This is a genomic window from Arthrobacter ruber (genome assembly GCF_002954225.1).
GTDB classification, from domain to species: Bacteria; Actinomycetota; Actinomycetes; order Actinomycetales; family Micrococcaceae; genus Arthrobacter_D; species Arthrobacter_D ruber.
Map to the genome: position 1 here is coordinate 109,314 of NZ_PPTH01000017.1, position 22,906 is coordinate 132,219.

General features: G+C 70.6%; 21 protein-coding genes. 12 read left to right on the forward strand and 9 right to left on the reverse strand.

Annotated features, from left to right (window positions below; all coding sequences use genetic code 11):
* Positions 1-15: 15 nt before the first annotated feature.
* Together CI785_RS11605 and CI785_RS11610 are read left to right on the forward strand one after the other, a co-directional pair.
* Positions 16-2,400, forward strand: a complete 2,385-nt coding sequence (locus CI785_RS11605; RefSeq protein WP_105032261.1) for a phosphoketolase family protein — start codon at positions 16-18, stop codon at positions 2,398-2,400.
* A 34-nt stretch (positions 2,401-2,434) separates the two neighbouring features.
* Positions 2,435-2,899, forward strand: a complete 465-nt coding sequence (locus CI785_RS11610) for an SRPBCC family protein (protein ID WP_105032262.1) — start codon at positions 2,435-2,437, stop codon at positions 2,897-2,899.
* A 157-nt stretch (positions 2,900-3,056) separates the two neighbouring features.
* On the opposite strand, the gene CI785_RS11615 is transcribed toward CI785_RS11610, so the two are convergent.
* On the reverse strand, positions 3,057-4,163 hold the full coding sequence (locus tag CI785_RS11615) for a GTP pyrophosphokinase (protein WP_105032263.1): 1,107 nt from the start codon (positions 4,161-4,163) through the stop codon (positions 3,057-3,059).
* A gap of 130 nt (positions 4,164-4,293) precedes the next feature.
* Here CI785_RS11615 and CI785_RS11620 point away from each other — a divergent pair, with 130 nt between their 5' ends.
* Positions 4,294-5,145 (forward strand): alpha/beta hydrolase, encoded by an 852-nt coding sequence (locus tag CI785_RS11620; protein WP_240615201.1) that lies wholly within the window; start codon positions 4,294-4,296, stop codon positions 5,143-5,145.
* Between the two features lie 22 nt (positions 5,146-5,167).
* Here the strand turns inward: CI785_RS11620 and CI785_RS11625 are convergent, their stop codons facing one another.
* Genes CI785_RS11625 through CI785_RS11635 form a run of 3 tightly spaced genes read right to left on the reverse strand, consistent with a single transcriptional unit; the run spans position 5,168 to position 7,572 of the window.
* Complete coding sequence (locus CI785_RS11625) at positions 5,168-5,956, reverse strand: isocitrate lyase/PEP mutase family protein (protein WP_105032265.1); 789 nt, start codon at positions 5,954-5,956, stop codon at positions 5,168-5,170.
* Positions 5,949-6,590 carry an alpha/beta hydrolase gene (locus tag CI785_RS11630; RefSeq protein WP_105032266.1) on the reverse strand — a complete coding sequence of 214 codons (642 nt, stop codon included), beginning with the start codon at positions 6,588-6,590 and terminating at the stop codon, positions 5,949-5,951. The genes CI785_RS11625 and CI785_RS11630 overlap by 8 nt, the downstream gene beginning before the upstream one ends.
* Position 6,591: 1 nt before the next feature.
* Positions 6,592-7,572, reverse strand: coding sequence for a ring-cleaving dioxygenase (locus CI785_RS11635; RefSeq protein ID WP_105032267.1), 981 nt, complete (start codon positions 7,570-7,572; stop codon positions 6,592-6,594).
* A gap of 156 nt (positions 7,573-7,728) precedes the next feature.
* Between CI785_RS11635 and CI785_RS11640 the strand changes: the two genes are divergently transcribed.
* The 5 genes from CI785_RS11640 (at position 7,729) to CI785_RS11660 (ending at position 11,470) form a co-directional block, all read left to right on the forward strand.
* Positions 7,729-8,211 (forward strand): PGPGW domain-containing protein, encoded by a 483-nt coding sequence (locus CI785_RS11640; protein ID WP_105032268.1) that lies wholly within the window; start codon positions 7,729-7,731, stop codon positions 8,209-8,211.
* 86 nt (positions 8,212-8,297) lie between these two features.
* Complete coding sequence (locus CI785_RS11645) at positions 8,298-9,221, forward strand: carbohydrate kinase family protein (RefSeq protein ID WP_105032269.1); 924 nt, start codon at positions 8,298-8,300, stop codon at positions 9,219-9,221.
* Between the two features lie 35 nt (positions 9,222-9,256).
* Positions 9,257-9,784: a YbhB/YbcL family Raf kinase inhibitor-like protein gene (locus CI785_RS11650; protein WP_105032270.1), complete on the forward strand. Its 528-nt coding sequence runs from the start codon at positions 9,257-9,259 to the stop codon at positions 9,782-9,784.
* Positions 9,785-9,846: 62 nt separating this feature from the next.
* Positions 9,847-10,656, forward strand: a complete 810-nt coding sequence (locus CI785_RS11655; protein ID WP_105032271.1) for an HAD family hydrolase — start codon at positions 9,847-9,849, stop codon at positions 10,654-10,656.
* Positions 10,634-11,470, forward strand: coding sequence for a glycerophosphodiester phosphodiesterase family protein (locus tag CI785_RS11660; RefSeq protein WP_240615169.1), 837 nt, complete (start codon positions 10,634-10,636; stop codon positions 11,468-11,470). The genes CI785_RS11655 and CI785_RS11660 overlap by 23 nt, the downstream gene beginning before the upstream one ends.
* 232 nt (positions 11,471-11,702) lie before the next feature.
* Here CI785_RS11660 and CI785_RS11665 read toward each other — a convergent pair whose 3' ends face one another.
* The 3 genes from CI785_RS11665 to CI785_RS11675 all read right to left on the reverse strand — a co-directional run bounded on the left by CI785_RS11665 (position 11,703) and on the right by CI785_RS11675 (position 15,743).
* The gene (locus CI785_RS11665; protein WP_105032272.1) at positions 11,703-13,166 is read right to left on the reverse strand and encodes a glycoside hydrolase family 43 protein; all 1,464 of its coding nucleotides are present in this window, start codon (positions 13,164-13,166) and stop codon (positions 11,703-11,705) included.
* A gap of 197 nt (positions 13,167-13,363) precedes the next feature.
* Positions 13,364-14,392, reverse strand: coding sequence for a hypothetical protein (locus tag CI785_RS11670; protein ID WP_157940247.1), 1,029 nt, complete (start codon positions 14,390-14,392; stop codon positions 13,364-13,366).
* Positions 14,393-14,414: 22 nt separating this feature from the next.
* Positions 14,415-15,743, reverse strand: a complete 1,329-nt coding sequence (locus CI785_RS11675; protein WP_105032274.1) for a uracil-xanthine permease family protein — start codon at positions 15,741-15,743, stop codon at positions 14,415-14,417.
* Positions 15,744-15,844: 101 nt separating this feature from the next.
* Here CI785_RS11675 and CI785_RS11680 point away from each other — a divergent pair, with 101 nt between their 5' ends.
* Both CI785_RS11680 and CI785_RS11685 read left to right on the forward strand, forming a co-directional pair.
* Positions 15,845-16,705, forward strand: coding sequence for an SDR family NAD(P)-dependent oxidoreductase (locus CI785_RS11680; RefSeq protein WP_105032275.1), 861 nt, complete (start codon positions 15,845-15,847; stop codon positions 16,703-16,705).
* Positions 16,705-18,072 (forward strand): aldehyde dehydrogenase family protein, encoded by a 1,368-nt coding sequence (locus tag CI785_RS11685; RefSeq protein ID WP_105032276.1) that lies wholly within the window; start codon positions 16,705-16,707, stop codon positions 18,070-18,072. Before CI785_RS11680 ends, CI785_RS11685 begins: the two co-directional genes overlap by 1 nt.
* A 7-nt stretch (positions 18,073-18,079) precedes the next feature.
* Here CI785_RS11685 and pgm read toward each other — a convergent pair whose 3' ends face one another.
* Positions 18,080-19,711, reverse strand: a complete 1,632-nt coding sequence (gene pgm / locus CI785_RS11690; RefSeq protein WP_105032277.1) for a phosphoglucomutase (alpha-D-glucose-1,6-bisphosphate-dependent) — start codon at positions 19,709-19,711, stop codon at positions 18,080-18,082.
* 168 nt (positions 19,712-19,879) lie between these two features.
* Between pgm and CI785_RS17125 the strand changes: the two genes are divergently transcribed.
* A complete protein-coding gene (locus tag CI785_RS17125) occupies positions 19,880-20,047 on the forward strand; it encodes a hypothetical protein (protein ID WP_157940248.1) in 168 nt (55 codons plus the stop codon).
* A gap of 54 nt (positions 20,048-20,101) precedes the next feature.
* Positions 20,102-21,298, forward strand: coding sequence for a glycerate kinase (locus CI785_RS11695; protein ID WP_240615170.1), 1,197 nt, complete (start codon positions 20,102-20,104; stop codon positions 21,296-21,298).
* Here the strand turns inward: CI785_RS11695 and CI785_RS11700 are convergent.
* On the reverse strand, positions 21,295-22,818 hold the full coding sequence (locus tag CI785_RS11700) for a long-chain-fatty-acid--CoA ligase (RefSeq protein ID WP_105032278.1): 1,524 nt from the start codon (positions 22,816-22,818) through the stop codon (positions 21,295-21,297). The two genes, CI785_RS11695 and CI785_RS11700, sit on opposite strands and share 4 nt — an antisense overlap.
* Positions 22,819-22,906: the final 88 nt, after the last annotated feature.

Genomic DNA, 22,906 nt, shown 5'->3' on the forward strand with positions numbered 1-22,906 from the left:
ACCCAGGAGGCATATATGAGCACTCTCGATATCCAGGCACTGGACGCCTGGTGGCGGGCTGCCAACTACGTCTCGGTGGGCCAGATCTACCTCCGCGACAACGCCCTGCTGACACGGCCGCTCACGGGGGAGGACGTGAAGGCGCGGCTGCTGGGTCACTGGGGCACCACGCCCGGGCTCAACTTCATCTACACGCACCTGAACCGCGTGATCGCCGAGCGCGGGCAGGAGATGCTGTTCGTGACAGGGCCCGGCCACGGCGGACCGGCGGTGGTGGCCAACGCCTGGCTCGAGGGGACGTACTCCGAGATCTACAGCAGCATCGGCAAGGACGGTGCGGGGCTCGACGCGTTGTTCAAGCAGTTCAGCTACCCCGGCGGCATCCCCTCCCACGCCGCGCCCGAGTCACCCGGATCCATCCACGAGGGCGGCGAGCTGGGCTACACGCTCATGCACGCCTACGGGGCCGTCTTCGACAACCCCGGGCTCGTCGCCGTCGCGGTGGTGGGCGACGGCGAGGCGGAGACCGGGCCGCTGGCCACGAGCTGGCACTCGAACAGCTTCCTGGATCCGACGGTCGACGGCGCGGTGCTACCGATCCTGCACCTCAACGGCTACAAGATCGCCAATCCCACCGTGCTCGCCCGCATGCCCGAGGAGCAGCTGCGGCAGCTGATGTACGGCTACGGGTACGAGCCGCATTTCGTCACGGTGTCCGACCCCACGGCCACGGAGGCGGCCCACCGCGACTTCGCGGACGTGCTGGACGCCTGTATGGACAGTATCCACACCCTCCAGGAGGCGGCGCGGACGTCCCTGGCGGGTGCGGACGTCGCGGAGGCCCGGTGGCCCATGATCGTGCTGCGTTCTCCGAAGGGCTGGACGGGACCGGCGGTGGTGGACGGCAAGGCCGTGGAGGGCACGTGGCGTTCCCACCAGGTGCCGCTCTCGGAGATCCACAGCAACGAGGACCACCTGCACCAGCTCGAGGACTGGATGCGGTCCTACGATCCGGCGTCGCTCTTCACCGGGACGGGGGAACTCCGGCCGGAGATCGCCGCGCTGGCCCCCGACGGCGACCTCCGGATGAGCGCCACGCCCTACGCCAACGGCGGGTGGCTCCTCCGCGACCTCGTGCTGCCCTCGTACCTGGAGCACGCCGTGGAGGTGCCGCATCCGGGCACGGAGAAGGCGAGCCCGATGATCACCGTCGGCGGCTATCTCCGCGACATCATCGAGCGCAATCCCCACACCTTCCGCCTGTTCGGTCCGGACGAGACGGCGTCGAACCGCCTGTCCGCCGTGTTCGAGGTGACGGACAGGGTCTGGCAGCCACGCCTGGAGGACGTCGACGAGCACCTCGCACGGTCCGGGCGGGTCATGGAGGTCCTCAGCGAGCACCTGTGCCAGGGCTGGCTCGAGGGCTACCTGCTGACGGGACGCCACGGGGTCTTCAACTGCTACGAGGCCTTCGTGCACATCGTCGACTCGATGTTCAACCAGTTCGCCAAGTGGCTCAAGGTCCACCGGACGCTGCCCTGGCGGCAGCCCATCGCCTCGTTCAACTACATGCTCTCCAGCCACGTCTGGCAGCAGGACCACAACGGCTTCTCCCACCAGGACCCCGGCTTCATCGACCATGTGATGAACAAGAAGGCGGACGTCATCCGGGTCTATCTCCCGCCGGATGCCAACACGATGCTCGCGGTCACCGAACACTGCATGAAGACCCGCGACACCATCAACGTGATCGTGACCGGCAAGCAGCCCACGCCCACCTGGCTGGGCCCCCAGGAGGCGCTCCTGCACGTCAGGCGCGGCATCGGAATCTTCGGCTTCGCGGGGTCGGAGGAGCCCGGGGTGGAGCCCGACGTCGTCCTCGGATGTGCCGGTGACGTCCCGACGCTCGAGACCGTGGCCGCCGCGCGCCTGCTGGCCGCGGGCGTCCCCGGGCTGAAGATCCGGGTGGTCAACGTCGTCGACCTCATGCGCCTGCAGGACAGCTCGGAGCACCCGCACGGGCTCTCGGCCCGCGATTTCGACACCCTGTTCACGAAGTCGAAGCCCGTGGTCTTCGCCTACCACGGCTACCCGTGGCTCATCCACCGGCTGACCTACCGGCGCACCAACCACGCGAACCTCCATGTGCGCGGGTATAAAGAGGAAGGCACCACCACGACGCCGTTCGACATGGCGATGCTGAACCAGATCGACCGGTTCCAGCTGGCCATGGACGTGATCGACCGCGTACCGGCCCTCGGCGCCACCCAGGCCCGTTTCCGGCAGGACCTGCAGGACCAGCGGCAGCGCGCCTGGCAGTACACGCGCGACGCCGGGAAGGACCTCGAGTCCATCACCGGCTGGATGCTCGACGAATCTTCGCCGGACGACGCGAAGTAAAACCCGTGGTCCACGACCAGAAGGAGAACGCCCTATGACCGAGTCCCGCATTTCCTCGACCCGCACCATCGATGCACCCGCCGGTGCCATCTTCGACATCCTGTCCAATCCCGCCCGCCATGCCGCCCTCGACGGCTCGGGCATGGTGCAGTCGGACAGCAAGTCGGACCGCATCACCGCCGTGGGCCAGGTGTTCACCATGAACCAGCAGTGGGACAAGATGGGTGGTGACTACCAGACGGACAACCACGTGGTGGGCTACGACCCGAACAAGCTGCTCGCCTGGAAGACGGCGCCGGCCGGCGAGGTGCCGCCGGGCTGGGAATGGGTGTGGGAACTGCAGCCCTCGGGCCCCGACTCCACCGAGGTCTCCGTGAGCTACGACTGGTCCGCCGTCACGGACAAGGCGATCCTGAAGAAGCTGAGCTTCCCCGAGGTGTCGCAGGACGCCCTGGACTCCACGCTCGCCAATCTCGCGGCGCAGGTCTCGGAGGCCTGATTCCCGGGTGCCCCGAGGCGTCGATCGTACGGCGACGGCCGCTCCCTCGGGGTCGGCCGTCGCCGTACGGTGCGGGTCAGGACCCTGCCGGCCGCCTGCCGCCTCGACCGGCGCGCGGAAGGACCGCGGCTGAGCCGCACCGCCGTCCCCCGACCGATCAGGCGGGATGCAGCGCCCGGTAGGCCTGCATCTGCCGGTACCGGCGCTGGAGGCTGTCCCGTCGCGGTGTCGCGTCCGCGTCCATGGGCTCAGCGGTGAGGTCGATGTGCCGTTCGCCGTAGTGCCAGAGCAGCATGTCGTCGAGGAGCCGGTCCGGTCCGGGCGAGTAGCGGTGGTCGAGCGCCTTGCGGACCGTCGTGATGGTGTCGGCCTGCAGCAGGGACACGAGCTGCAGCGTGGTCCTCAGTCCATGGGCGGCGAGGAGTTCGGCCGCCCAGCCCCAGTTGTCGTCCGACTTCCGGTCCACGTGCGGCAGCAGCGTCTGCCAGACGTCACGGACGCGGTTGGGCGTGAGCGGGGCGCTGCCCTCGCCCTCCTCGTCCCAGAATCCCGTGACCGTCTCGTACCGCTCGTGCAGTTCGGCGAAGGCGGCTTCCACGGTCTCCAGCATGGCCGCCGTACCGGTGAACTGCCGGTCGAAGTAGGGGCTCCAGGCCTTCGGATTGGATGCCTTGAAGCGGATGTCGTGCTCTATCTCGGACCACGCGTGCGCCAGCACCGTCCGCACCTGAACCTCGAAGAGGTAGCTGCCGGCGGCCTTCGTCTCGGGATCCACGGTCTGCTGGAAGGCCCGGACCACCTCGTTGTGGATGGTACGCATGATGAGGTGCCGGCTCGAATAGCCGTACGTGCCGGACTCGATGGACCCGATGTCCTTCTCCCGGTCACCGCGGCAGTCGAACTCGTGGCGCTGGCGCTTGAGCAGGTTCGCCGCGAGGTCCACCTCGTGCGGCAGCGTGGTGATGATGCGGACGCCCACCAGGTCCGTCAGGTTGCGCAGCGGGTCGGGGAACACGAGGACGGGCGTCGCACCGGTATCAGGGGACGGCAGGGTGCGGGACGCCTTGTCGCGGAAGGATTCCACGGTCTTGGTGCGCGCCGTGACGAACAGCGGCTGGAGGCCCGTGCCGTCGAAGATGCCCTCGATGCTGTCCCGCATGGCGGCGGTGACGCGGTCCAGGGCCGGCCGAACGCGCTCGTACTCACGCGTATGCGCCTCGACGGTAGGCCTCAGCCGCTCGTCGAGATCATCCCATGCGCCCATGCACCGTGCCTTTCGAAGGAGAACCTTCATCGTAGCCAACGCGGGTGACCGTTACGCTTCCCCTGTGAATCCGGTGCACCCCGTGGGTCGACGCTCCCTCCTGGCCCTCCTCGTCGCGGCCGGGGCCGCCGTGCTCACGGCCTGCCGCCTCCGGACCGGCAGCGGCACCGCGTCGCCTGCCGCACCGCAGCGGTACGGCTACGGCGAGGATCCGAGCCAGTTCGCCGATCTCCACCTGCCCGCCGCGGGCCTCGCGGTCCGCGGCGTCGTGGTCATCATCCACGGCGGCTACTGGCGGTCCACCTATGGAGCCGAGCTGGGGGAGCCGCTCGCGCAGGATCTCGCGGGCCGGGGCTACGCCTGCTGGAACCTCGAGTACCGGAGGGCGGGCAACGGGGGCGGCTGGCCCGCCACGTTCGACGACGTCGCCGCCGGCATCGATGCGCTCGCCGCCGCCGCGGGGGAGCACGGCCTCGACCTCCGCTCGACGACGGCGCTGGGCCACTCCGCCGGCGGACACCTGGCCGTATGGGCTGCGGGGAGGGCAGGACTGCCGTCCGGCGCGCCCGGTGCAGGGGTCCCCACCGTGCCGCTCACCGCCGTCGTCAGCCAGGCCGGGGTGCTGGACCTCGGGGAGGCCCGCAGGCTCGGACTGAGCGACGGCGCCGTGGAGAACCTGCTCGGCGACCCCGGGGACCCGGAGCGGTACCGGTTCGCGGACCCGATGACCGCCATACCCCTGAACGTCCCCGTGTATGCAGTGCATGGCATGCATGATGCCACCGTGCCGCTCAGCCAGTCGGAGGGCTACGTGAGGGAGGCCACGGCGGCAGGCGCGAGGGCAGAGCTGGTCCTCGTCCCGGGGGACCATTTCGCCGTCATCACCCCCGGCTCCGAGGCCTGGGAGCGGATCGTCGGACTGCTCGACGACGCCGCCGACGCCGCCGATGCAGGGGACCCCGGCCCGCCCGTCGGGGGCTGACCGGGGTCCGGTGGGGGCATCCCTAGTTGAGGGGAAGCGTGCCCTCGGGCAGGGCGCCGCCGGCGAGCAGGTCGCGTGCCGTGGTCGCGAGCGCGGTGAGCGCGACGCGCTGCGTCCACGGGCCGTAGGAGATGCGGGCCACGCCCAGTTCCTGCAGGCGCGCCGGCGCGAGGCTGCCCGGCACGTTGATGACGCTCAGGCGCCGGGGACCGAAGGCCTCCACGAGGGTGGTCACCGCGTGCTCGTCCAGCAGCCCGGGCACGAACACGTTCGTGGCACCGACCGCCAGGTACGCCCTGCCGCGCTCCACGGCGTCGGCCAGGACGTCCGCGGGATCGCGGTCCCCGGCTCTCACGAAGGCGTCCGTACGGGCGTTGAGGACGAAGTCGATCCCCTCCGACGTGCCTGCCCGCAGGACCGCCTCCATCTGCGCCACGGCGTCGGCCAGCGGACGCATCTGGTCCTCGATGTTCGCGCCGACGATCCCGACGCCGATCGCCCGGCGGACGGTGTCCTCCGGGTCGCCGTAGCCCGACTCCAGGTCCGCGGACACCGGCAGGTCCGTCGCCGCGGCGATCCGTCCTACGGCGCCGACCATCTCCTCCACGGGGATGTTCTCACCGTCGTCGTAGCCCAGCGACGCCGCGATCGAGTGGCTTGCCGTGGCAAGGGCCGTCGTGCCGGGGACGGCGGCGATGGTCTTCGCGCTGATGGCGTCCCAGACGTTCACCACCTGCAGGATCTCGGGGGCGGCGTGCAGCTGGGCGAGGTTGGCGGCCTTCGCGGCGAGGTCGTTGCGTGCGTCAGTCATTGAGTACCTTCCGGGTGTGCGAGGTGATCCAGGCGGCTGCACCGTCCACCTCCGTGGGGTGGATCCCGTGACCGCCCTGGCGGACGTTCCGGCTTACTTCGGCGCCACGGCTCTCGAGGATCGATCCCAGGCGGACCACGCTCTCGATCGGGGCCATGGCGTCGGACTCCCCGTTGAACAGGGCGACCGACGATCCGGACAGGTCCGCCTCGATCGTCCGCCCCTCCAGCGGGTACATGCCGGAGAACGCGACGGCGTTCCTGACGGCATCGGGGTGGAGCAGCGCGGTCGCGAGGCCGATGTTCGCCCCGTTGGAGAAACCGACGGCCACGAGCGGCCGACCGCCGATCCCGTAGTGGTCCCGTGCCCAGCCGACGAACGCCGCGAGCTCACCGGCGCGGCGTACGACGTCGTCGACGTCGAACACGCCCTCGCCGAAGCGGCGGAACCAGCGGTTCATGCCGTGCTCCTGCACGGGTCCACGGGGAGCGAGATGACCCGCGCCGGGGGCGAGACGCTCGGCGAGCGGCAGGAGGTCGTGCTCGGTGCCGCCCGTGCCGTGCAGGAGCAGCAGCACGGGGGTGCCGGGTGCTCCTTCCTCGAACAGGTGCGGCCACTGGTGGATCGCGCTCATGTCAGCTCCTGAAGAAGGCCTGGACGGCCGGGTTGTTCTCCGCGGGCAGCTCGATCTTCGCCACGGAATGGGCGATCGCCTCGCGGTTCGGCTCGAGCCACGGCGGCAGCTTCAGGGAACGGCCGAGTTCCAGCAGGGGCTCGTCGATGTCGAAGCCCGGGGTGTCGGTGGCGATCTCGAGGAGCGTGCCTCCCGGCTCGCGGAAGTAGAGGGAGGTGAAGTACTGGCGGTCGAGGATCGCCGTCACGCCGTAGCCGCGCTCGGCGAGCTCCTGGCGCCAGAGCTCCTGGGTCTGCTGGTCGGGGACACGGAACGCGATGTGGTGCACCGTGCCGCCGGCCACGAGGCCGCGCTCACCGCGGGCGTCGGTGACGACGTCGACGACCGTGCCGGGCTCGCCGGCGTGCGTGCTCAGACGGTATCGGCCGTCCTTCTCGCCGAGGACCGTCATACCGAGGTCGCGCGTGAACGTCTCGAGGGTGCGGGTGGGATCCTGGACCGTCAGGACGGACGAGTGCTGGCCGCGCACGGCGTACTCGGCGGGCACCGAGGCGGAGTCCCACGGATTGCGTGGATCGGAGATGGAGGAGGCCACGAGGTCGATCTGCAGTCCGTCGGGGTCGCGCAGCGAGAGGCGCTCCTCCTCGGACGAGGCGCGGGAGATGGGGGACTCGACGCCGAGTGCCTTGAAGTGCTCCTGCCACCAGCCCAGCGTGCCCTGCGGCACGGAGAAGGCGGTGGTGGTCGATTGTCCGCTGCCGATGCGTCCGCTGCGGATGCCCTGCCACGGGAAGAAGGTCAGGAGGGATCCGGGGCGCCCGGACTCGTCGCCGTAGTACAGGTGGTAGGTACCCGGGTCGTCGAAGTTCACGGTCTTCTTGACGAGCCGCAGCCCCAGCCCCCTGATGTAGAAGTCGATGTTCTTCTGGGGATCACCGGCGATCGCGGTGACGTGGTGGAGACCTTCGGTTTGTGCAGTCACGCTGTCCTCCTTGATGGGGCCGGCCGGGCGAGCGCCGGCATGTCCATGCAAACGCATGCAATCCGGCATTTGTTCCCCGGCCTGCCGGTGCCCTCCGGGCGATAGGCAGCCTGCTGACCGTCGTGGGCCCCCAGCTTCCTGTGTCATCCTGTTCGCATGGCAGCGAGAGGGTGGGTCTCCGGGTGGGTCCGCCGCACCGGTATCGAGGTGGTCGGGTGGACCCTCGTGGTACTCGGGATCGCCGCCTTGGTGCTGCCCGGACCGGGACTCCTGATGCTCGCCGCCGGCCTCGCGGTCCTGTCGCAGCAGTACCACTGGGCGCGCCGCTACCTGAAGCCGCTGAAGTCCAACGCCTATCACGCAGCAGCGCTCGGAGTGGCGACCATCCCCCGCATCGCCGTGAGCTGTGCGAGTGCCCTCGTGATCATGACCCTCGGCGTGATCTGGATCCTCCAGCCCGCCGTGCCGTCCTGGTGGTTCCTCGCGGACAAGTGGTGGCTGTTCGGGGGGACGGGCACGGGTATCAGCCTCATCGCGTCCTCGATCATCGCCCTCGTGCTGATCGTCTACAGCGTGCGCCGGTTCCGCGGCCGCCCTCTCCCCGCGCGCCCCCGCGGATTGCGGCCGGAGACGGAGTAGGCCGGACCGCCATCGCGTACGCGGGATCCGCCCGCGACGCGGAACTTCCCCGGTGGCGGGGACACGGCGGCTGGTACGTTGAGGGAGTGCTCACCGTGATCGGGGAAACCCTCATCGACGAAGTCGTCAGCGACACCGCACCCATGAGCGCGCACGTGGGTGGAAGCCCCATGAACGTGGCCGTGGGACTCGCCCGCCTGGGGCATCCGGCCCAGTTCGTGGGCCGGTACGGCGACGACGAGTACGGCCGCATGATCCGGAAGCACCTCCGCGACAACTCCGTGCCCTTCCCCGTGGAACCCGACGGCGCCCCCACGAGCGTCGCGACCGCGCGCCTCGACCCCGCGGGTGGGGCGTCCTACGACTTCCAGCTCGTCTGGGACCTGCCGGGGCTGGTCGCCCGGAAGGACACGCTCCTCGACGGCGCCACCCTTCTGCACACCGGCTCCATCGCCACGATGCTCACCCCCGGGGCAGCCGACGTGCTCGCCCTGGTCACGGCGGCGCACCCCCTCGTCACGGTCACCTACGATCCCAACTGCCGGCCCACCATCATCGACGACGTGGAGCACGCCCGTGCCCAGGCCGGGAAGTTCGTCGCGCTCGCCGACGTGATCAAGGCCTCCGACGAGGACCTCCAATGGCTCTACCCCGATCGCACCCCGGAGGAGTCGGCGCGCGCCTGGCTGGACGCCGGCGCCGCCGTCGTCGTGGTGACCCGCGGGTCCCAGGGGCCGTGGGCGATCTGCCGGACGGGCGAGGTGTCGGTTCCCGCACCCTCCGCGAGCGTGGTGGACACCGTGGGCGCCGGGGACTCCTTCATGGCGGCCCTGGTGGGGGCGCTCGTGGACAACGAACTCGACGGCGCCCATCGGCGCGAGGAGCTGCGCCGAATCAGCCTCGGGCAGCTGACCGGGATGCTGCAGTACGCAGCCCGGGCGGCAGCCATCACCGTCTCGCGCGCGGGAGCGAACCCGCCCTCGCGCGACGAGATGACACGCCAGGCCTGACCGCCGCGATCGACCACGACACCAGGAGCACACCCATGACCCGCGATCCCTATGCAGACCTGCCGCAGGTACCCGAGTTCGAGCTGACCAGCGAGACGATCACCCACCACGGGCCGCTCGATCCCGCACAGGCCTCCGGGGTGATGGGCGCGGGAGGCAGGGACGAATCACCGCAGCTCAGCTGGAGCGGCTTCCCCGAAGCCACGAGGAGTTTCGCCGTGACCGTCTACGACCCCGACGCACCCACCGCGAGCGGGTTCTGGCACTGGTCGGTCGCCAACCTGCCCGCCACCACCACGTCCCTGCCCGCAGGTGCGGGCACCGACGGCTCCGGCCTGCTGCCCCAGGGCGCCCTGCAACTGCGCAACGACGGCGGCTTCGCCGGGTTCGTGGGTGCCGCACCTCCCGAGGGCCACGGCCCCCACCACTACCACGTGGTCGTCCACGCGCTGGACGTCGAGTCCCTCGACCTCCCGGCCGAGGCCTCGCCCGCCTACCTCGGCTTCAACCTCTTCTCCAGCACCATCGGCCGTGCCCGGCTCATCGGCACGTTCGAGCGGTAGCGGGACGGCCTCGAGGCCCATCCGCCGGTAGGGTGGAAGTCCGGAACCTGAAGGAGTCAGCGATGCGCCTCGTGGCGAGCGACATGGACGGGACCGTCGTGGGCCACGACGGCACGATGAGCGAGCGCACCATCCGTGCGTTCCGGGCATGCGTGGAGGCGGGGGTCGACGTCGTCTTCGTCACGGGCCGTCCTCCCCGCTGGCTGCAGCCCCTGCGCGACCAGCTCGGTCATACCGGGACGGTCATCTGTTCGAACGGCGCGCTGACGTACGACCTCCAGGAGGAGCGCGTCCTCGACGCGAGGCTCCTCGAACCCGAGGACGTCTACGCTGCGCGCGACATCATCCGCGGGCTCTACCCTGCGGCCACCTTCGCTGCCGAGACGGTGTCGGGCTTCCAGATCGAGTCCGGCTTCGCCGACGGAGCGACCTCCGAGCTGCTCGGCGGGATCACGGCGCAGCCGTTCGAGGAGTCCCTGCCCGGCGAGCACGTCGTCAAGTTCCTCGCACGCGAGAAGACCGTCTCACCCGACGAGTTCCTCGCGGCCGTGCGGCCGGCCGTCGCCCACCTCGTCTCGACGACGCACTCCGCGCCGACCATCGCCCTGCTCGAGATGGCTGTCCCCGATATCGACAAGTCCGTCACGCTCGCCCGGTACGCGGCGGACCGCGGGATCGACGCCGCGGACGTCGTCGCCTTCGGTGACATGCCGAACGACGTCCAGATGCTCGGCTGGGCCGGCCACGGGTACGCCATGGCCTCCGGCCACCCGGACGCGCTCGCGGCCGCGAACCTCGTGGCGCCGCCGTTCGAGGAGGACGGCGTGGCGCAGGTGCTGGAGGAACGGCTTGCGGCGCTCCGCACGGCCTGACCCGGGCCGCTACCCCTACCTCGACAACCGCTCCGGCACGCGGTCCGACGCGTCCCCCCTCGCACTGTCGCACCGGGGGTTCGCCCCCGCCGGCGGCGAGAACACCATGGCGGCCTTCGAGCGATCCGTCGAGCTCGGCTTCCGGTACCTCGAGATCGATGTCCGCGCATCGGGCGACGGCGTGGTGGTGGTCTTCCACGACGAGTTGCTCGATCGCGTGACCGACGCCCGGGGGCCGATCGCGGGGCGGACGGCGGCGGAGCTGGGCGCTCTGCCGGTGGGCGGCGGCGGCGGCATCCCCACGCTCGAGGAGGTGCTGCTGCGCTGGCCGGAACTGCGCCTGAACATCGACGTCAAGAGCGACGACTGCGCCAGGCCGTTCGCCGAGCTCGTCAACCGGCTCGGCGCCCATGACCGCGTGCTCGTCGCCTCGTTCTCCGACCGTCGCCGCCGGAGGGTGCTGCGCCTGCTCGACAGGCCGACGGCGTCGTCCGCCGGCATGGCGGTCAACGCACTCCTGAAGCTGGCCGCACCCCTCGGGCTGGCAGGTCCCCTCGCACGGATAGCCGAGATCCAGGCGCTGCAGGTACCCGAGACGTATCGTGGCGTCCGCGTGGTGACGCGCCGCTTCGTCGCCTCGTGCCACGCGGCCGGCCTCCACGTCCATGTCTGGACCGTCAACGCGCGCGAGGACATGGACAGGCTGCTCGATCTCGGCGTCGACGGCCTCGTGTCCGACGCCGCGGACGTGCTCGCCTCCTGCCTGGCCGACCGCGCGGCGTGGCCGCAGAACGGCGACCGGCCGGAGGGGTGACCGCGCAGTCCCGAAGCCGCCGATGCGCAACTCCGGCGGCTGTCGCGCATACCGGCCGTTCGTGGACGAGGAGGCCGGGTGCAGTGTTGCTCCCGGACGTGCAGGAGCCCGGTCGCGGCCACTCCCGCGACCGGGCTCCCTCGGTTTCGGTGCGTCAGCGTCGGTATCGCGCCCGCCGCTGAACCACCGAGCCTGGTGCCTGCGGTGCCCGCGCTGCGGGCACCGCAGGAATCTATGGGCGGCTCTTGCCGGGCTTCGCCTCGACGCCCAGCTCCACGGGATCCGTGGTCACCGCGCCGTGCGCATTCGAGAACGTGGCACGGAACAGTCGTCCGTCGTCGGCGGCCGCTGCCTTCTTCACCTCCGCGACGGAGGTATACGTCCCATCGTCGGCCCGCTCGGCCCGCTGGGTCACCTGCGCGACCTGCCAGGTGGCGCCGCTGTCGTCCGAGCTCTCCCAGACCGCGACGGGCTCGGGCGTCCCGGTGGCACGCGCCGTGAAGTGCGCCTTGTGGCCCTCCCGGACCCTTGTCGACTCGGGGACGACTCCGAGTTCGGGGACACCGACGCCCTGGTCCACGGTGGGCCACCCGTCCTCCCAGCCCATCTTCTGCAGGCCGAGGGTCGGGATGTAGGGCGTGGTCTCGTTGGAGGCGTCGTAGTAGTGGAACGCGAGGTAGTCGCCGAAGACGGACTGGCCACCCACCCCGTTCATCGCGCCGTGCGACTCGAGGAGGATCGAGCCACCGCCGCCGAACATGTCCCGGCCCTCCTTGTCCAGGTACGGACCGGTGACCGACGTGGAGCGTCCCACCGCGATCTTGTACGTGGAGTCCGCGCCGCGGCAGCAGAAGTCGAAGGAGGTGAAGAGATAGTAGTAGCCGTCACGCTGCATGATGTAGGGCGCCTCGATGGGGTTGCCCGGGATGAAGCGGTCCGCGAGGTTGACGGTCCGGGACTGCCAGTCCTCCACCGGCTTGCCGCTCGGCCATTCGAGCGGAACCAGGAAGATGCCGTACCAGAACGAACCGATGGACATGTAGGGCTTGCCGTCCGCGTCCTCGACGATCCCCGCATCGATCGCGTTGAAGGTCTTGTTCGGGTTGGCGGGATCCAGCCCGGTGACGGGGGACTCGACGACGACACCCTGGTCCACCCACTCGTAGTCGGGGTCCTCCGGATCGAGTGTCGTGTTGGTGGCCAGCGCGGTCAGGGAATTGTTGCCGCCGAACTGCGACGCCGAGTAGTAGAGGTAGTAGGTGCCGTCGTTCTCGTAGATCTCGGGAGCCCAGAGATTCTCGGGGAGAGGACCGCCCGAGAAGTGCTCGTCGATCCACGCGGGGATCTCGTCCCATACGGTGCCGGTGTACTCCCAGGTGGTGCCCTCGTCGTGGGAGGACCAGATCTGGATGGTGCCGCCGTTCTCGCGGGCCAGCAGCCCGGTGGAGTAGACGTACCAGGTGCCGTCGTCGTCGATGATGAGGGCCGGATCATGGATGGGGCTGGTGTCGCCGACCACCGACTTGCCGCCCACGAGATCATCGAGGCCGGCGGCGGCCGACTGCTGCGTGAGGGTGATGGGCCGGGCCGGATCCTTGGGCCCGGCGCTCGCGGGCAGGGCCACAGCGGTGAGTGCGAGGGTGAGCGCGGCGACGAGGCTCGCGGGACGCGTCCAGTATCTCTTACGTGACGTCATTATCACGTGGTCCTTTCGACGGCGGAGAGGAGGGCCGCGGTGCGCGGGAACCCATTTACATCGTTGTCTACATCGTTGTAGAAGAGTGGCACGGGACTGCTGCGGTGGTCAAGCAGGGAAGAAGAAGTCGGCATACCGTCACGTCCGCCCCCCACCGGGCGTCCGGGCTGTTCGTGCCGGGGGTCTCCCTGCCGGGCCTACGGTCGGAGAACCGGGTCGGTCAGGGTCCTCAGGTAGTGCAGGGCCGTAGGAGCATAGGCGCGCATCGACGCGTCGTCGGCGTACACCAGCAGGCGGAGCCAGGAACCGTACCGGTGCACGCCGGCCAGCGCCAAAGCGGGTTCGACGGCGGCGCGCAGCTCCGGCAGCGGGGCGAAATCCGTCCACCGCTCGAGGTAGGCGGCGATGACCCGCTGGATCCGCGGGTCGTCCGCCGTCGTCTTCCACTGTTCGCGCATCTGCGTGATGGGCACGAGCAGGGTGCTGAACGGATGCGCCCAGTAGGCGTCCGCGAAGTCGAAGAACCGCAGGGGATCCGCGCTCGCGCCGGGCAGGAAGCAGTTCCGGGCGTGCAGGTCGTTGTGGTCGAGGGAGAGCGGCACCGCGACGCCGCGCAGCACCTCGACGGCGTCGCCGATGGCCGGCAGGCGGCGGACGACGTCGTCGGCCTCGTCCGCGGACAGGTACAGCGGATGCTCGGACGGCAGCCCGGTGTGGAGCAGCAGCTGGTTCTCCACGAAATTGGCGGCCACCTCCGGGTTCATGAGCACCAGGCCCGCCTCCGACAGCCGCTCCCCGTGCGGCGCGACGCGCTGCTGCAGGTCCGCGAAGTCGCTCGTGATGCGCGCCCAGACGGAGGGGTCGTCCGAGCCGAGGCTGTCCAGGGTGGCCCCGTGGTCCGCCGTGAGCATCCAGCCGCGGGACGGCTCGATGGCCAGGGGGGCCGTGACGTGATCCGGTGCCAGTTCCCCGAGCAGGGACATGATCGAGGCCTCCGCGAACTGCCCGAGGTTGTTCTCCTTGAACCACAGCGTGCCGTGGTCGGTGGGGACGGTCAGCTGCGTCGACCAGAAGCGGATGCGCGGCTGCTCGGCCGGCCCCAGCCGCACGACGCCGAGGGCCTCCAGCACGGCGTCGATCCACTGCTCCGCCTGCTGCCGCCACTCGGACGTCGACCAGACCTCGCGGGAGTTCATCGGGCGCCGGCAGGGCAGTGGAAGTGACACATGCGCCCATTGTTACACCGGGTCAGCCCAGCTTCGAGGGCCTGCTGCCGTGGTCGCTGGACTCTAGCTCCTCGGGGCCGGGAACGTGTTCGCTGCCGCGCGCCCGGGCGATCGCCGTCATGCCGTGGAAGATGATCAGGGCCGCGGCGGTGCCGAGGGCGATCCCCGCGAAGGTGAGGTCGCCGATGACCCAGGTGAAGTCCGCGATCCCGATGACCAGCGCGACCCCCGCCGTCGACAGGTTGATGGGGTTCGAGAAGTTCACCTGGTTCTGCACCCAGATGCGGACACCGAGGATGCCGATCATGCCGTAGAGCACCACGCCTGCACCACCGAGCACGCCGGCGGGGACGGTGGCGATGAGCGCCCCGAACTTCGGGAAGAGGCTCAGCAGGATGGCGACGATCCCGGCCACCCAGTAGGCGGCCGTCGAGTAGACGCGGGAGGCCGCCATGACACCGATGTTCTCGGCGTACGTGGTGGTGCCGGATCCGCCTCCCGCACCGGCGATCATGGTGGCGAGGCCGTCCGCCATGAGTGCGCGCCCGGTCAGGGGGTCCAGGTCGCGGTCGGTCATCGCCGCCACGGATTTCACGTGACCGATGTTCTCCGCGACGAGCACGAGGACCACGGGGACGAAGAGCCCGACGACGGAGAGGTGGAACTCCGGGGCGGAGAAGTCCGGCAGGCCGATCCACGCGGCGTTGCCGATGGCGGCGAAATCCACCTCCCCGCGGATCATCGCGACGACGTAGCCTGCGAGGACGCCGACGAGGATGGACAGCCGCCCCAGGATGCCCTTGAACAGCACCGTGACGAGCAGGATCGCGATGACGGTCACCAGCGCGGTGAGGGGCGCCTGTTCGAAGCTCGCCTTCGCCGTGGGAGCCAGGTTCAGGCCGATCAGCGCGACGATCGACCCGGTGACGATCGGCGGCATGGCCAGCTGGATCCAGTGGGCTCCGCCGGTGTGCACGATCCCGCCGATGATCGCGAGGGCCGCGCCGGCCATGATGATGCCGCCGAGTGCGCCCGCAGCCCCGTACTGCGACTGCGCCGCGGCGATGGGCGCGATGAAGGCGAAGCTCGAACCGAGGTAGCTCGGGACCTTCCCCGCCGTGATGACGAGGAACAGGATGGTCCCGACACCGGAGAAGAGCAGGGTGGTCGAGGGCGGGAAGCCCGTGATGAGCGGGACCAGGAAGGTCGCGCCGAACATCGCGACGACGTGCTGGGCGCCGATGCCGATGGTCCGCGGCCAGCTCAGGCGTTCCTCGGGGGCGACGAAACGGCCCGGAAGCACGTTCCTGCCATCCCCGTGGAGGGTCCAGCCGATGCCTCGTGCGCTCATGGGTCTGCCTTCCGAAGGGGTTCGAGGGGTTTCCCGAAAGCCTATCGGCCGCGCGTGATCTTCGATGCTACGTTGCAGGTGATCGAGGGAGAGGGCAGGCAATGGTATTCACGGTCCGAGGACGCACCGTCCTGGTCACCGGTGCGGGTATGGGCATGGGCAGGCTGTACGCCGAGCGCGCCGTCCGCGAGGGAGCGGCCGCCGTCGTGCTCTGGGACGTCGACGGGCGCGCCCTCGAGGAGGTGGTCGCGAGCCTTGCGGCCGAAGCGACCACGCTGCACAGCTACGTGGTGGACGTCGCCTCGGTGGAATCCATCCAGGCGGCGGCCGGTGCCGTCCTCGGCGACGTCGGCGTGCCGGACGTGCTGGTGAACAACGCGGGCATCGTGCGCGGCAAGTACTTCTGGGAGCACGACCACCGCGCGGACATCGACCTCACGCTCGCCGTCAACACCGCCGGCCCGATGCACGTCACGCGCGCGTTCCTCCCGGCCATGATGGAGCGCGGCACACCGGCCCGGATCCTCAACGTGGCCTCCGCGTCCGGGACGCTGGCCGTGCCCAGGATGAGCGTGTACGCGGCGTCGAAGTGGGCCGTGATCGGCTGGAGCGACTCCCTCCGCCTCGAGCTCGTGGCGGCCGGTCACCCGATCGCCGTCACGACCCTCATCCCGAGCTACATCAGGACCGGGATGTTCGAGGGCGCCCGCGGGCCCCTCCTGACGCCGCTCATGGAACCGGGGCACGTGGTGGAGAGGGCGTGGCGCGGCATGCTCGCCGGCCGGGCGCGCGTCCAGCTGCCCTGGACCGTGCAGCTCGGGGGGACACTCCGGAACCTGCTGCCCCAACCCGTCTGGGACGTCGTCGCGGGGCGGGTCTTCAAGGTGTACAGCTCCATGGAGCACTTCACCGGCCGCCCGACCGGCTCCACGGCCGGCGCGGCACGGAAGGGGAACGCCTGATGGGTGCTGCACGGCTCCTCGCCGGCCAGCGCCGGTACTTCGCCTCCGGAGCCACCAGGAGCGCCGCCTGGCGCCGGGATCAGCTGCATGCGCTCCTGCGGCTGCTCGGCGAGCGGGAGGAGGAGGTGACCGGCGCTTTGGAGCAGGATCTCGGCAAGAGCGGCACGGAGGCGTTCCTCTCCGAGATCGCCGTCGTCCGGGCGGAGGCCGACCACGCGCTGCGGCACCTCGACCGGTGGATGGCCCCGGAGAGGATCGCCGTCCCCCTCGGGCTGCGCCCGGCCCGTGCCTGGACGCAGGCCCGGCCCCTCGGCACCGTGCTGATCATCGGACCCTGGAACTACCCGCTGCAGCTCGTGCTGGCACCGCTCGTCGGAGCTCTCGCCGCAGGCAACACGGCCGTGCTGAAGCCCAGCGAGCTGGCCGGCTCGACGTCGCGCCTGCTCGCCCGGCTCGTCCCGCTGTACCTCGATCCGCAGGCCGTGGCAGTCGTCGAGGGAGGCGTGGAGGCGAGCACGGATCTCCTGGCCCAGCCGTTCGACCACGTCTTCTACACCGGCGGTGAACGCGTGGGAAAGATTGTGATGAAGGCCGCGGCGGAGCACCTCACCCCCGTGACGCTGGAGTTGGGCGGCAAGTCGCCCGCGGTCGTGGTGGGTGGCGACGTCCGTGCGGCGGCGCGGCGGATCGCCTACGGCAAGTTCATGAACGCCGGCCAGACGTGCGTGGCTCCGGACTACGTCCTGACCACGCCGGATGCCGCCCCCGTCCTCGCGGACGCGCTGGCGGACGCCGTCCGGCACTTCTACGGGAGCGACCCGAGGGCCTCGCACGACTACGGGCGCATCATCAACGAGCAGCACTTCGACCGCCTCGTGGGGCTCCTGACCGACGGGACGGTGGCCTCCGGCGGACGGTACGAGCGCGCCGAGCGGTACCTCGAACCCACCGTCCTGCGCGATGTGGACCCCGGGTCCACGCTCATGCAGGAGGAGATCTTCGGTCCGCTGCTGCCCATCGTCGAGGTGGAGGACCTCGACGAGGCGATCGGCTTCATCGGCGCGCGGCCCCACCCGCTGGCCGCATACCTGTTCAGCGATCACGAGGAACACCTGCGGGAGTTCGCCGGGCGGGTGCAGGCCGGCGGGCTGGCGCACAACGTCTGCACCATCCAGCTCGCGGTCCCGGGACTGCCGTTCGGCGGAGTGGGCGCGAGCGGCACGGGCAGCTACCACGGGCGGCGTTCCTTCGAGACGTTCAGCCATCAGCAACCCGTGTTCTCCAAGCCGACCCGGCTGGACACGCTGCGCCTCGCCTATCCGCCCTTCGGTCCGCTCAAGAGGAAGCTGCTGCGCAGGCTCCTCTAGGCCCGGGTCAGCTGATGACGGCGTCCACGAGGGCCTTCGCCTCGGCCTGCACCTGCTTCAGGTGCTCCTCGCCGCGGAACGATTCCGCGTAGATCTTGTAGACGTCCTCGGTGCCCGAGGGGCGGGCGGCGAACCAGGCGTTCTCGGTGGTGACTTTCAGGCCGCCCACGGGGGCGCCGTTGCCGGGGGCTTCCGTCAGCCGGGCCGTGATCTCCTCGCCGGCGAGGGTCGTGGCGGTGACGTCCGACGGCGCGAGCTTGCCCAGGGCGGCCTTCTGCTCGCGCGTGGCCGCGGCGTCGATCCGCGCGTACACGGGCGCGCCGAAGCGGTCCGTCAGTCCGGCGTAGTGCTGCGACGGCGTCCTGCCCGTCACCGCGGTGATCTCCGAGGCCAGCAGGGCCAGGAGGAGGCCGTCCTTGTCGGTGCTCCACGGCGTGCCGTCCAGGCGCAGGAAGGACGCACCGGCGGACTCCTCGCCCCCGAAGGCGAGTTCGCCGCTGAGCAGGCCCGGCACGAACCACTTGAAGCCCACCGGGACCTCCTGCAGCACCCGGCCGAGGTCCGCGGCCACGCGGTCGATGATCGACGACGAGACGAGGGTCTTCCCGATCACCGCATCCGCGCGCCAGTTCGGGCGGTTCGCGTAGAGGTACTGGATGGCGACGGCGAGGTAGTGGTTCGGGTTCATCAGCCCGGCGTCGGGGGTGACGATGCCGTGGCGGTCGGCGTCGGCGTCGTTCCCGGTGGCGATGTCGAACTCCGTGGCCCGCCCGATCAGCGAGGCCATGGCCGACGGCGACGAGCAGTCCATGCGGATCTTCTCGTCCCAGTCCAGGGTCATGAACGCCCACTGCGGGTCGACCCGCGGATTGACCACCGTCAGGTTCAGGTCGTGGCGCTCGCCGATCGCACCCCAGTAGTCCACGGAGGCACCGCCCATGGGGTCGGCGCCGATGTGCACGCCGGCCGCCCGGATGGCATCGAGGTTCAGCACGGACGGGAGGTCGTCGACGTAGTGCTGCAGGAAGTCGTAGCTGCTGATGCCGTCGGCGGTACGGGCCTGGGCGATCGGCAGGCGCTTCACGTCGCGCAGGCCGCCCTCGAGGAGGTCGTTGGCGCGGTTCGCGATCCAGTTCGTGGCGTCCGAGTCGGCGGGGCCGCCGTGCGGCGGGTTGTACTTGAAGCCGCCGTCCCCCGGAGGGTTGTGCGAGGGCGTGATGACGATGCCGTCGGCCTGCTCCGTGCGCGTCGCGTTGTAGGTGAGGATGGCGTGCGAGACCGCGGGGGTGGGGGTGTAGGCGCCGCGCGCGTCGATCAGCACGTTCACCCGGTTGGCGGCCAGCACCTCGAGGGCGGTGTCCTGCGCGGGTTCGGACAGGGCGTGCGTGTCCTTGCCCATGAAGAGCGGCCCGGTGATGCCCTGCCCGGCACGGTACTCGACGATCGCCTGCGTGATCGCTGCGATGTGCCCCTCGTTGAAGGAGGACTTGAGGGACGAGCCGCGGTGCCCGGAGGTCCCGAAGGCCACGCGCTGCGCGGGGTCCCCGAGGTCGGGTTCGACGTCGAAATACGCGTCGAGCAGCTGGGTCACGTCTACGAGGTCGCTGGGAAGGGCTACGGTGCCCGCTCGGTTAGCCATGGGCCCAGCATGCCAAAGAACGCGCGCGATTACACCCGCCACGGCCGGAACCGGTAGTGATCGGGTGGTGAGGACGGCTATCGGGCCGGCCGTTGCCCACCCCGGGATCATCAGTAAGCTGAGTATCAGCACCCAGCCGGGGGCGGACGGATGACGGAAGGTACCACCATGAGCGAGAATCCCAGCGACACCCCCACCGGAGACCCCGAGGAGCAGGGCGCGGAGAAGGCCGGCAAGCTCGAGGAGCAGGATGCCGGCGGCTACGGCGGCCCCGGCACCGAGGACGAGATAGCCCCTGGCTTCGAAGCCGACAACGGCGGCGGGTCCGTCGCCTGACGGCCCATGACGGGGATCGACCGCGACCCCGGCCACCGCGGCTAGGGTGAAGGGGTGATCGCACCAGCACCCCAGCGTCCGCTCCGGATCGTCCTCGCGCCGGACTCCCTCAAGGGCAGCCTCCCCGCAGCGGAGGCTGCCCTCGCCATGTCCGGAGGTGTCAGGGCCGCGGCTGCACGCCTGGGCCACCCGGCGCCGCGCGTCGTGCTGGCCCCGCTGGCCGACGGCGGCGAGGGGACGCTGGACGCGCTCCTGACCGCCTGGTCCGTCGAACCGCGGACCACGGCCTGCCATGATGCCGCGGGCCGGGCGCGCAGCGCCCGCTACGGCATCTCGTCGTCCGGGACCTCCGGCATCCCCCGGACGATGGGCGTCCTCGAGGCGGCGGAGGCCAACGGCCTGCCCCTCGTGGCCGACCTCCCCCTCGACGCCCTCACCGCCACGAGCTACGGCGTCGGCGAGATCGCCGCCCGGCTGCTCGACGACGGCGCGGAGGAGATCCTCCTGTGCATCGGCGGATCCGCGACCACCGACGGCGGCGCCGGGCTCCTGTCCGCCCTCGGTGCACGGTTCCTCGACCGCGACGGCGACCCCCTGCCGCCCGGCGGAGGGGCACTGGCGGCGCTGGCCTCGATCGACACCACCGACCTCCACCCCCGTGCCCGGTCCGTCCGCTGGCGCATCGCCGTGGACGTCGACAACCCCCTGTGCGGACCGCGCGGCGCCGCCGCCGTCTTCGGCCCGCAGAAGGGCGCGACGCCCGACGACGTCGTCGTGCTCGACGCGGGCCTGGCGCACCTCGCGCGCATCGTGGAGGAGGCCACCGGCGTGGCGGTGCTCGAGGTGCCCGGTGCGGGTGCCGCCGGCGGGCTGCCGGCCGTGCTCGTGCCGTTCCTCGGCGCGGAGATCGTGCCCGGCTCGGCCCTGGTGGCGGATGCCGTCGGGCTGTCCGCGGCGCTCGCCGACGCGGACCTCGTCCTCACGGGGGAGGGGTCCCTGGACGCGCAGTCCCTCGGCGGGAAGGTGGTGCAGGCCGTGGTCGGGAACGCCCCGGCGGGATGCGCGGTGGTGGCCATCGCCGGACGCGTGCAGCTCACGGCGGCGGAGGTGCAGGACGCCGGTCTGGCGGCGGCGTTCTCCATCGCCACCGGCCCCATGGCGCTCGACGAGCTGATCCAGGGGGCCGGGGCTCTGATGGAGGAGGCCGCCGCGCAGGTGTACGGCGTCTTCGGTGCGAACCGCCCGGGCTAGACCTTGATCTCGCGCTTGAGGATCTTGCCGGTGGGGCCCTTGGGCAGGGCGTCCACGAGCACCACGCGCCGAGGGTACTTGTAGGCGGCCACGCGCTCCCTGGCGAACCCCACGATCTCGGCACCGAGCGCCTCGCGGGCGTCGTCGTCGGCCGGTACGTGCTCGGCCTTGATGCCGATGACGGCCACGATCTCCTCACCGTGCAGGTCGTCCGGCACGCCGATCACGGCGGCCTCCGCGACGGCGGGGTGCTCGTACAGCACCTCCTCGACCTCGCGCGGGTACACGTTGTAGCCGCCGCGCAGGATCACGTCCTTCTTGCGGTCCACGATGAACAGCAGCCCGTCCTCGTCCACCCGCGCGAGGTCCCCGGTGCGGAACCAGCCGTCGGGGATGGCCGCCTCCGTGGCGTCCGGGTTCTCCCAGTAGCCCTTCATGACGCAGTGCCCGCGCACGGCCAGTTCGCCGACCTCGCCCTGCGGCACCTCGTTGCCCTCGGGGTCGAGCATGCGCACCTCGACGCCGTCCACGGGCGTGCCGATGGAGCCGGGCTTGCGGAGGTGGCCCACCCGGTTGAAGCTCACGATCGGCGAGGTCTCGGACAGGCCGTACCCTTCCAGCAGGTCCGCCCCGAAAACGCGCTCGAACTCGTGCAGCACCTCGACCGGCAGCGCCGACCCGCCCGAGACGGCCACCCGGACGGAGGAGAGGTCGGTGTCCGTGACGCCCGGGTGGCGCAGCATCGCGATGTACATCGTGGGGACGCCCTCGAAGATCGTGACGCGGTCCCGGGCGATGATCTCGAGCGCCTTACCCGGCTCGAACCGCGGCAGGAGCGTCACCGTGGCACCGGTGAGGACGGCGGCGTTGAGCGCGCAGGTCTGCCCGAAGATGTGGAAGAACGGCAGGCCGCCGAAGAGCACCTCGCCCTCGCTGGTGCCCATGAGGTCGCGTGAGATCTCCGTGTTCCGCGAGAGGTTCGTGTGGGAGAGGGTGGCCCCCTTGGGGCGCCCGGTGGTACCGGAGGTGTACAGGACGACGGCGGTGTCCTCGCCGTCGAGCTCCACCACCCCGGGTGTGGGCTCGGCGCCGGCGACGCGCTGCATGAAGGCGCCGCTGTCCACCGGGATGACGACGACGTCCTTGCCGGTTCCGGCGCCCGACTCCTCGGCACCTGCCTGTGCCTCCGCGAGGACGCCTTCCCAGGCGAAGACGAGGCGGGCCCCGGAGTCGGTCAGGTGGTAGGCCACCTCGCGTCCCTTGAGGAGCGGGTTCAGGGGGACCACGACGGCGCCGGCCCGCAGCACACCGTAGTAGACGAATGCCATCTGCGGGATATTGGGCATCACGAGTGCGACCCGGTCACCCCGCCCCACGCCCTGCTCCGCGAGGATCGTCGCCACCTTCTGGCTGAGCGCCTCGAGGGCGCCGAAGGTGACCTCGACGTCGTCGAGCTTGATGGCCACGGCCGAGGGGCTCCTCGTCGCGGTGGCCACGAGATTGTTGGCGAGGTTCGGCACGCGATCTCCTTCGATCCGGGGTGCATCTGCTGCTGCCGGCACGGAAGTTACCGGTGGGTAGAAGTCTGTGGGATCGGCGGCGCGCACG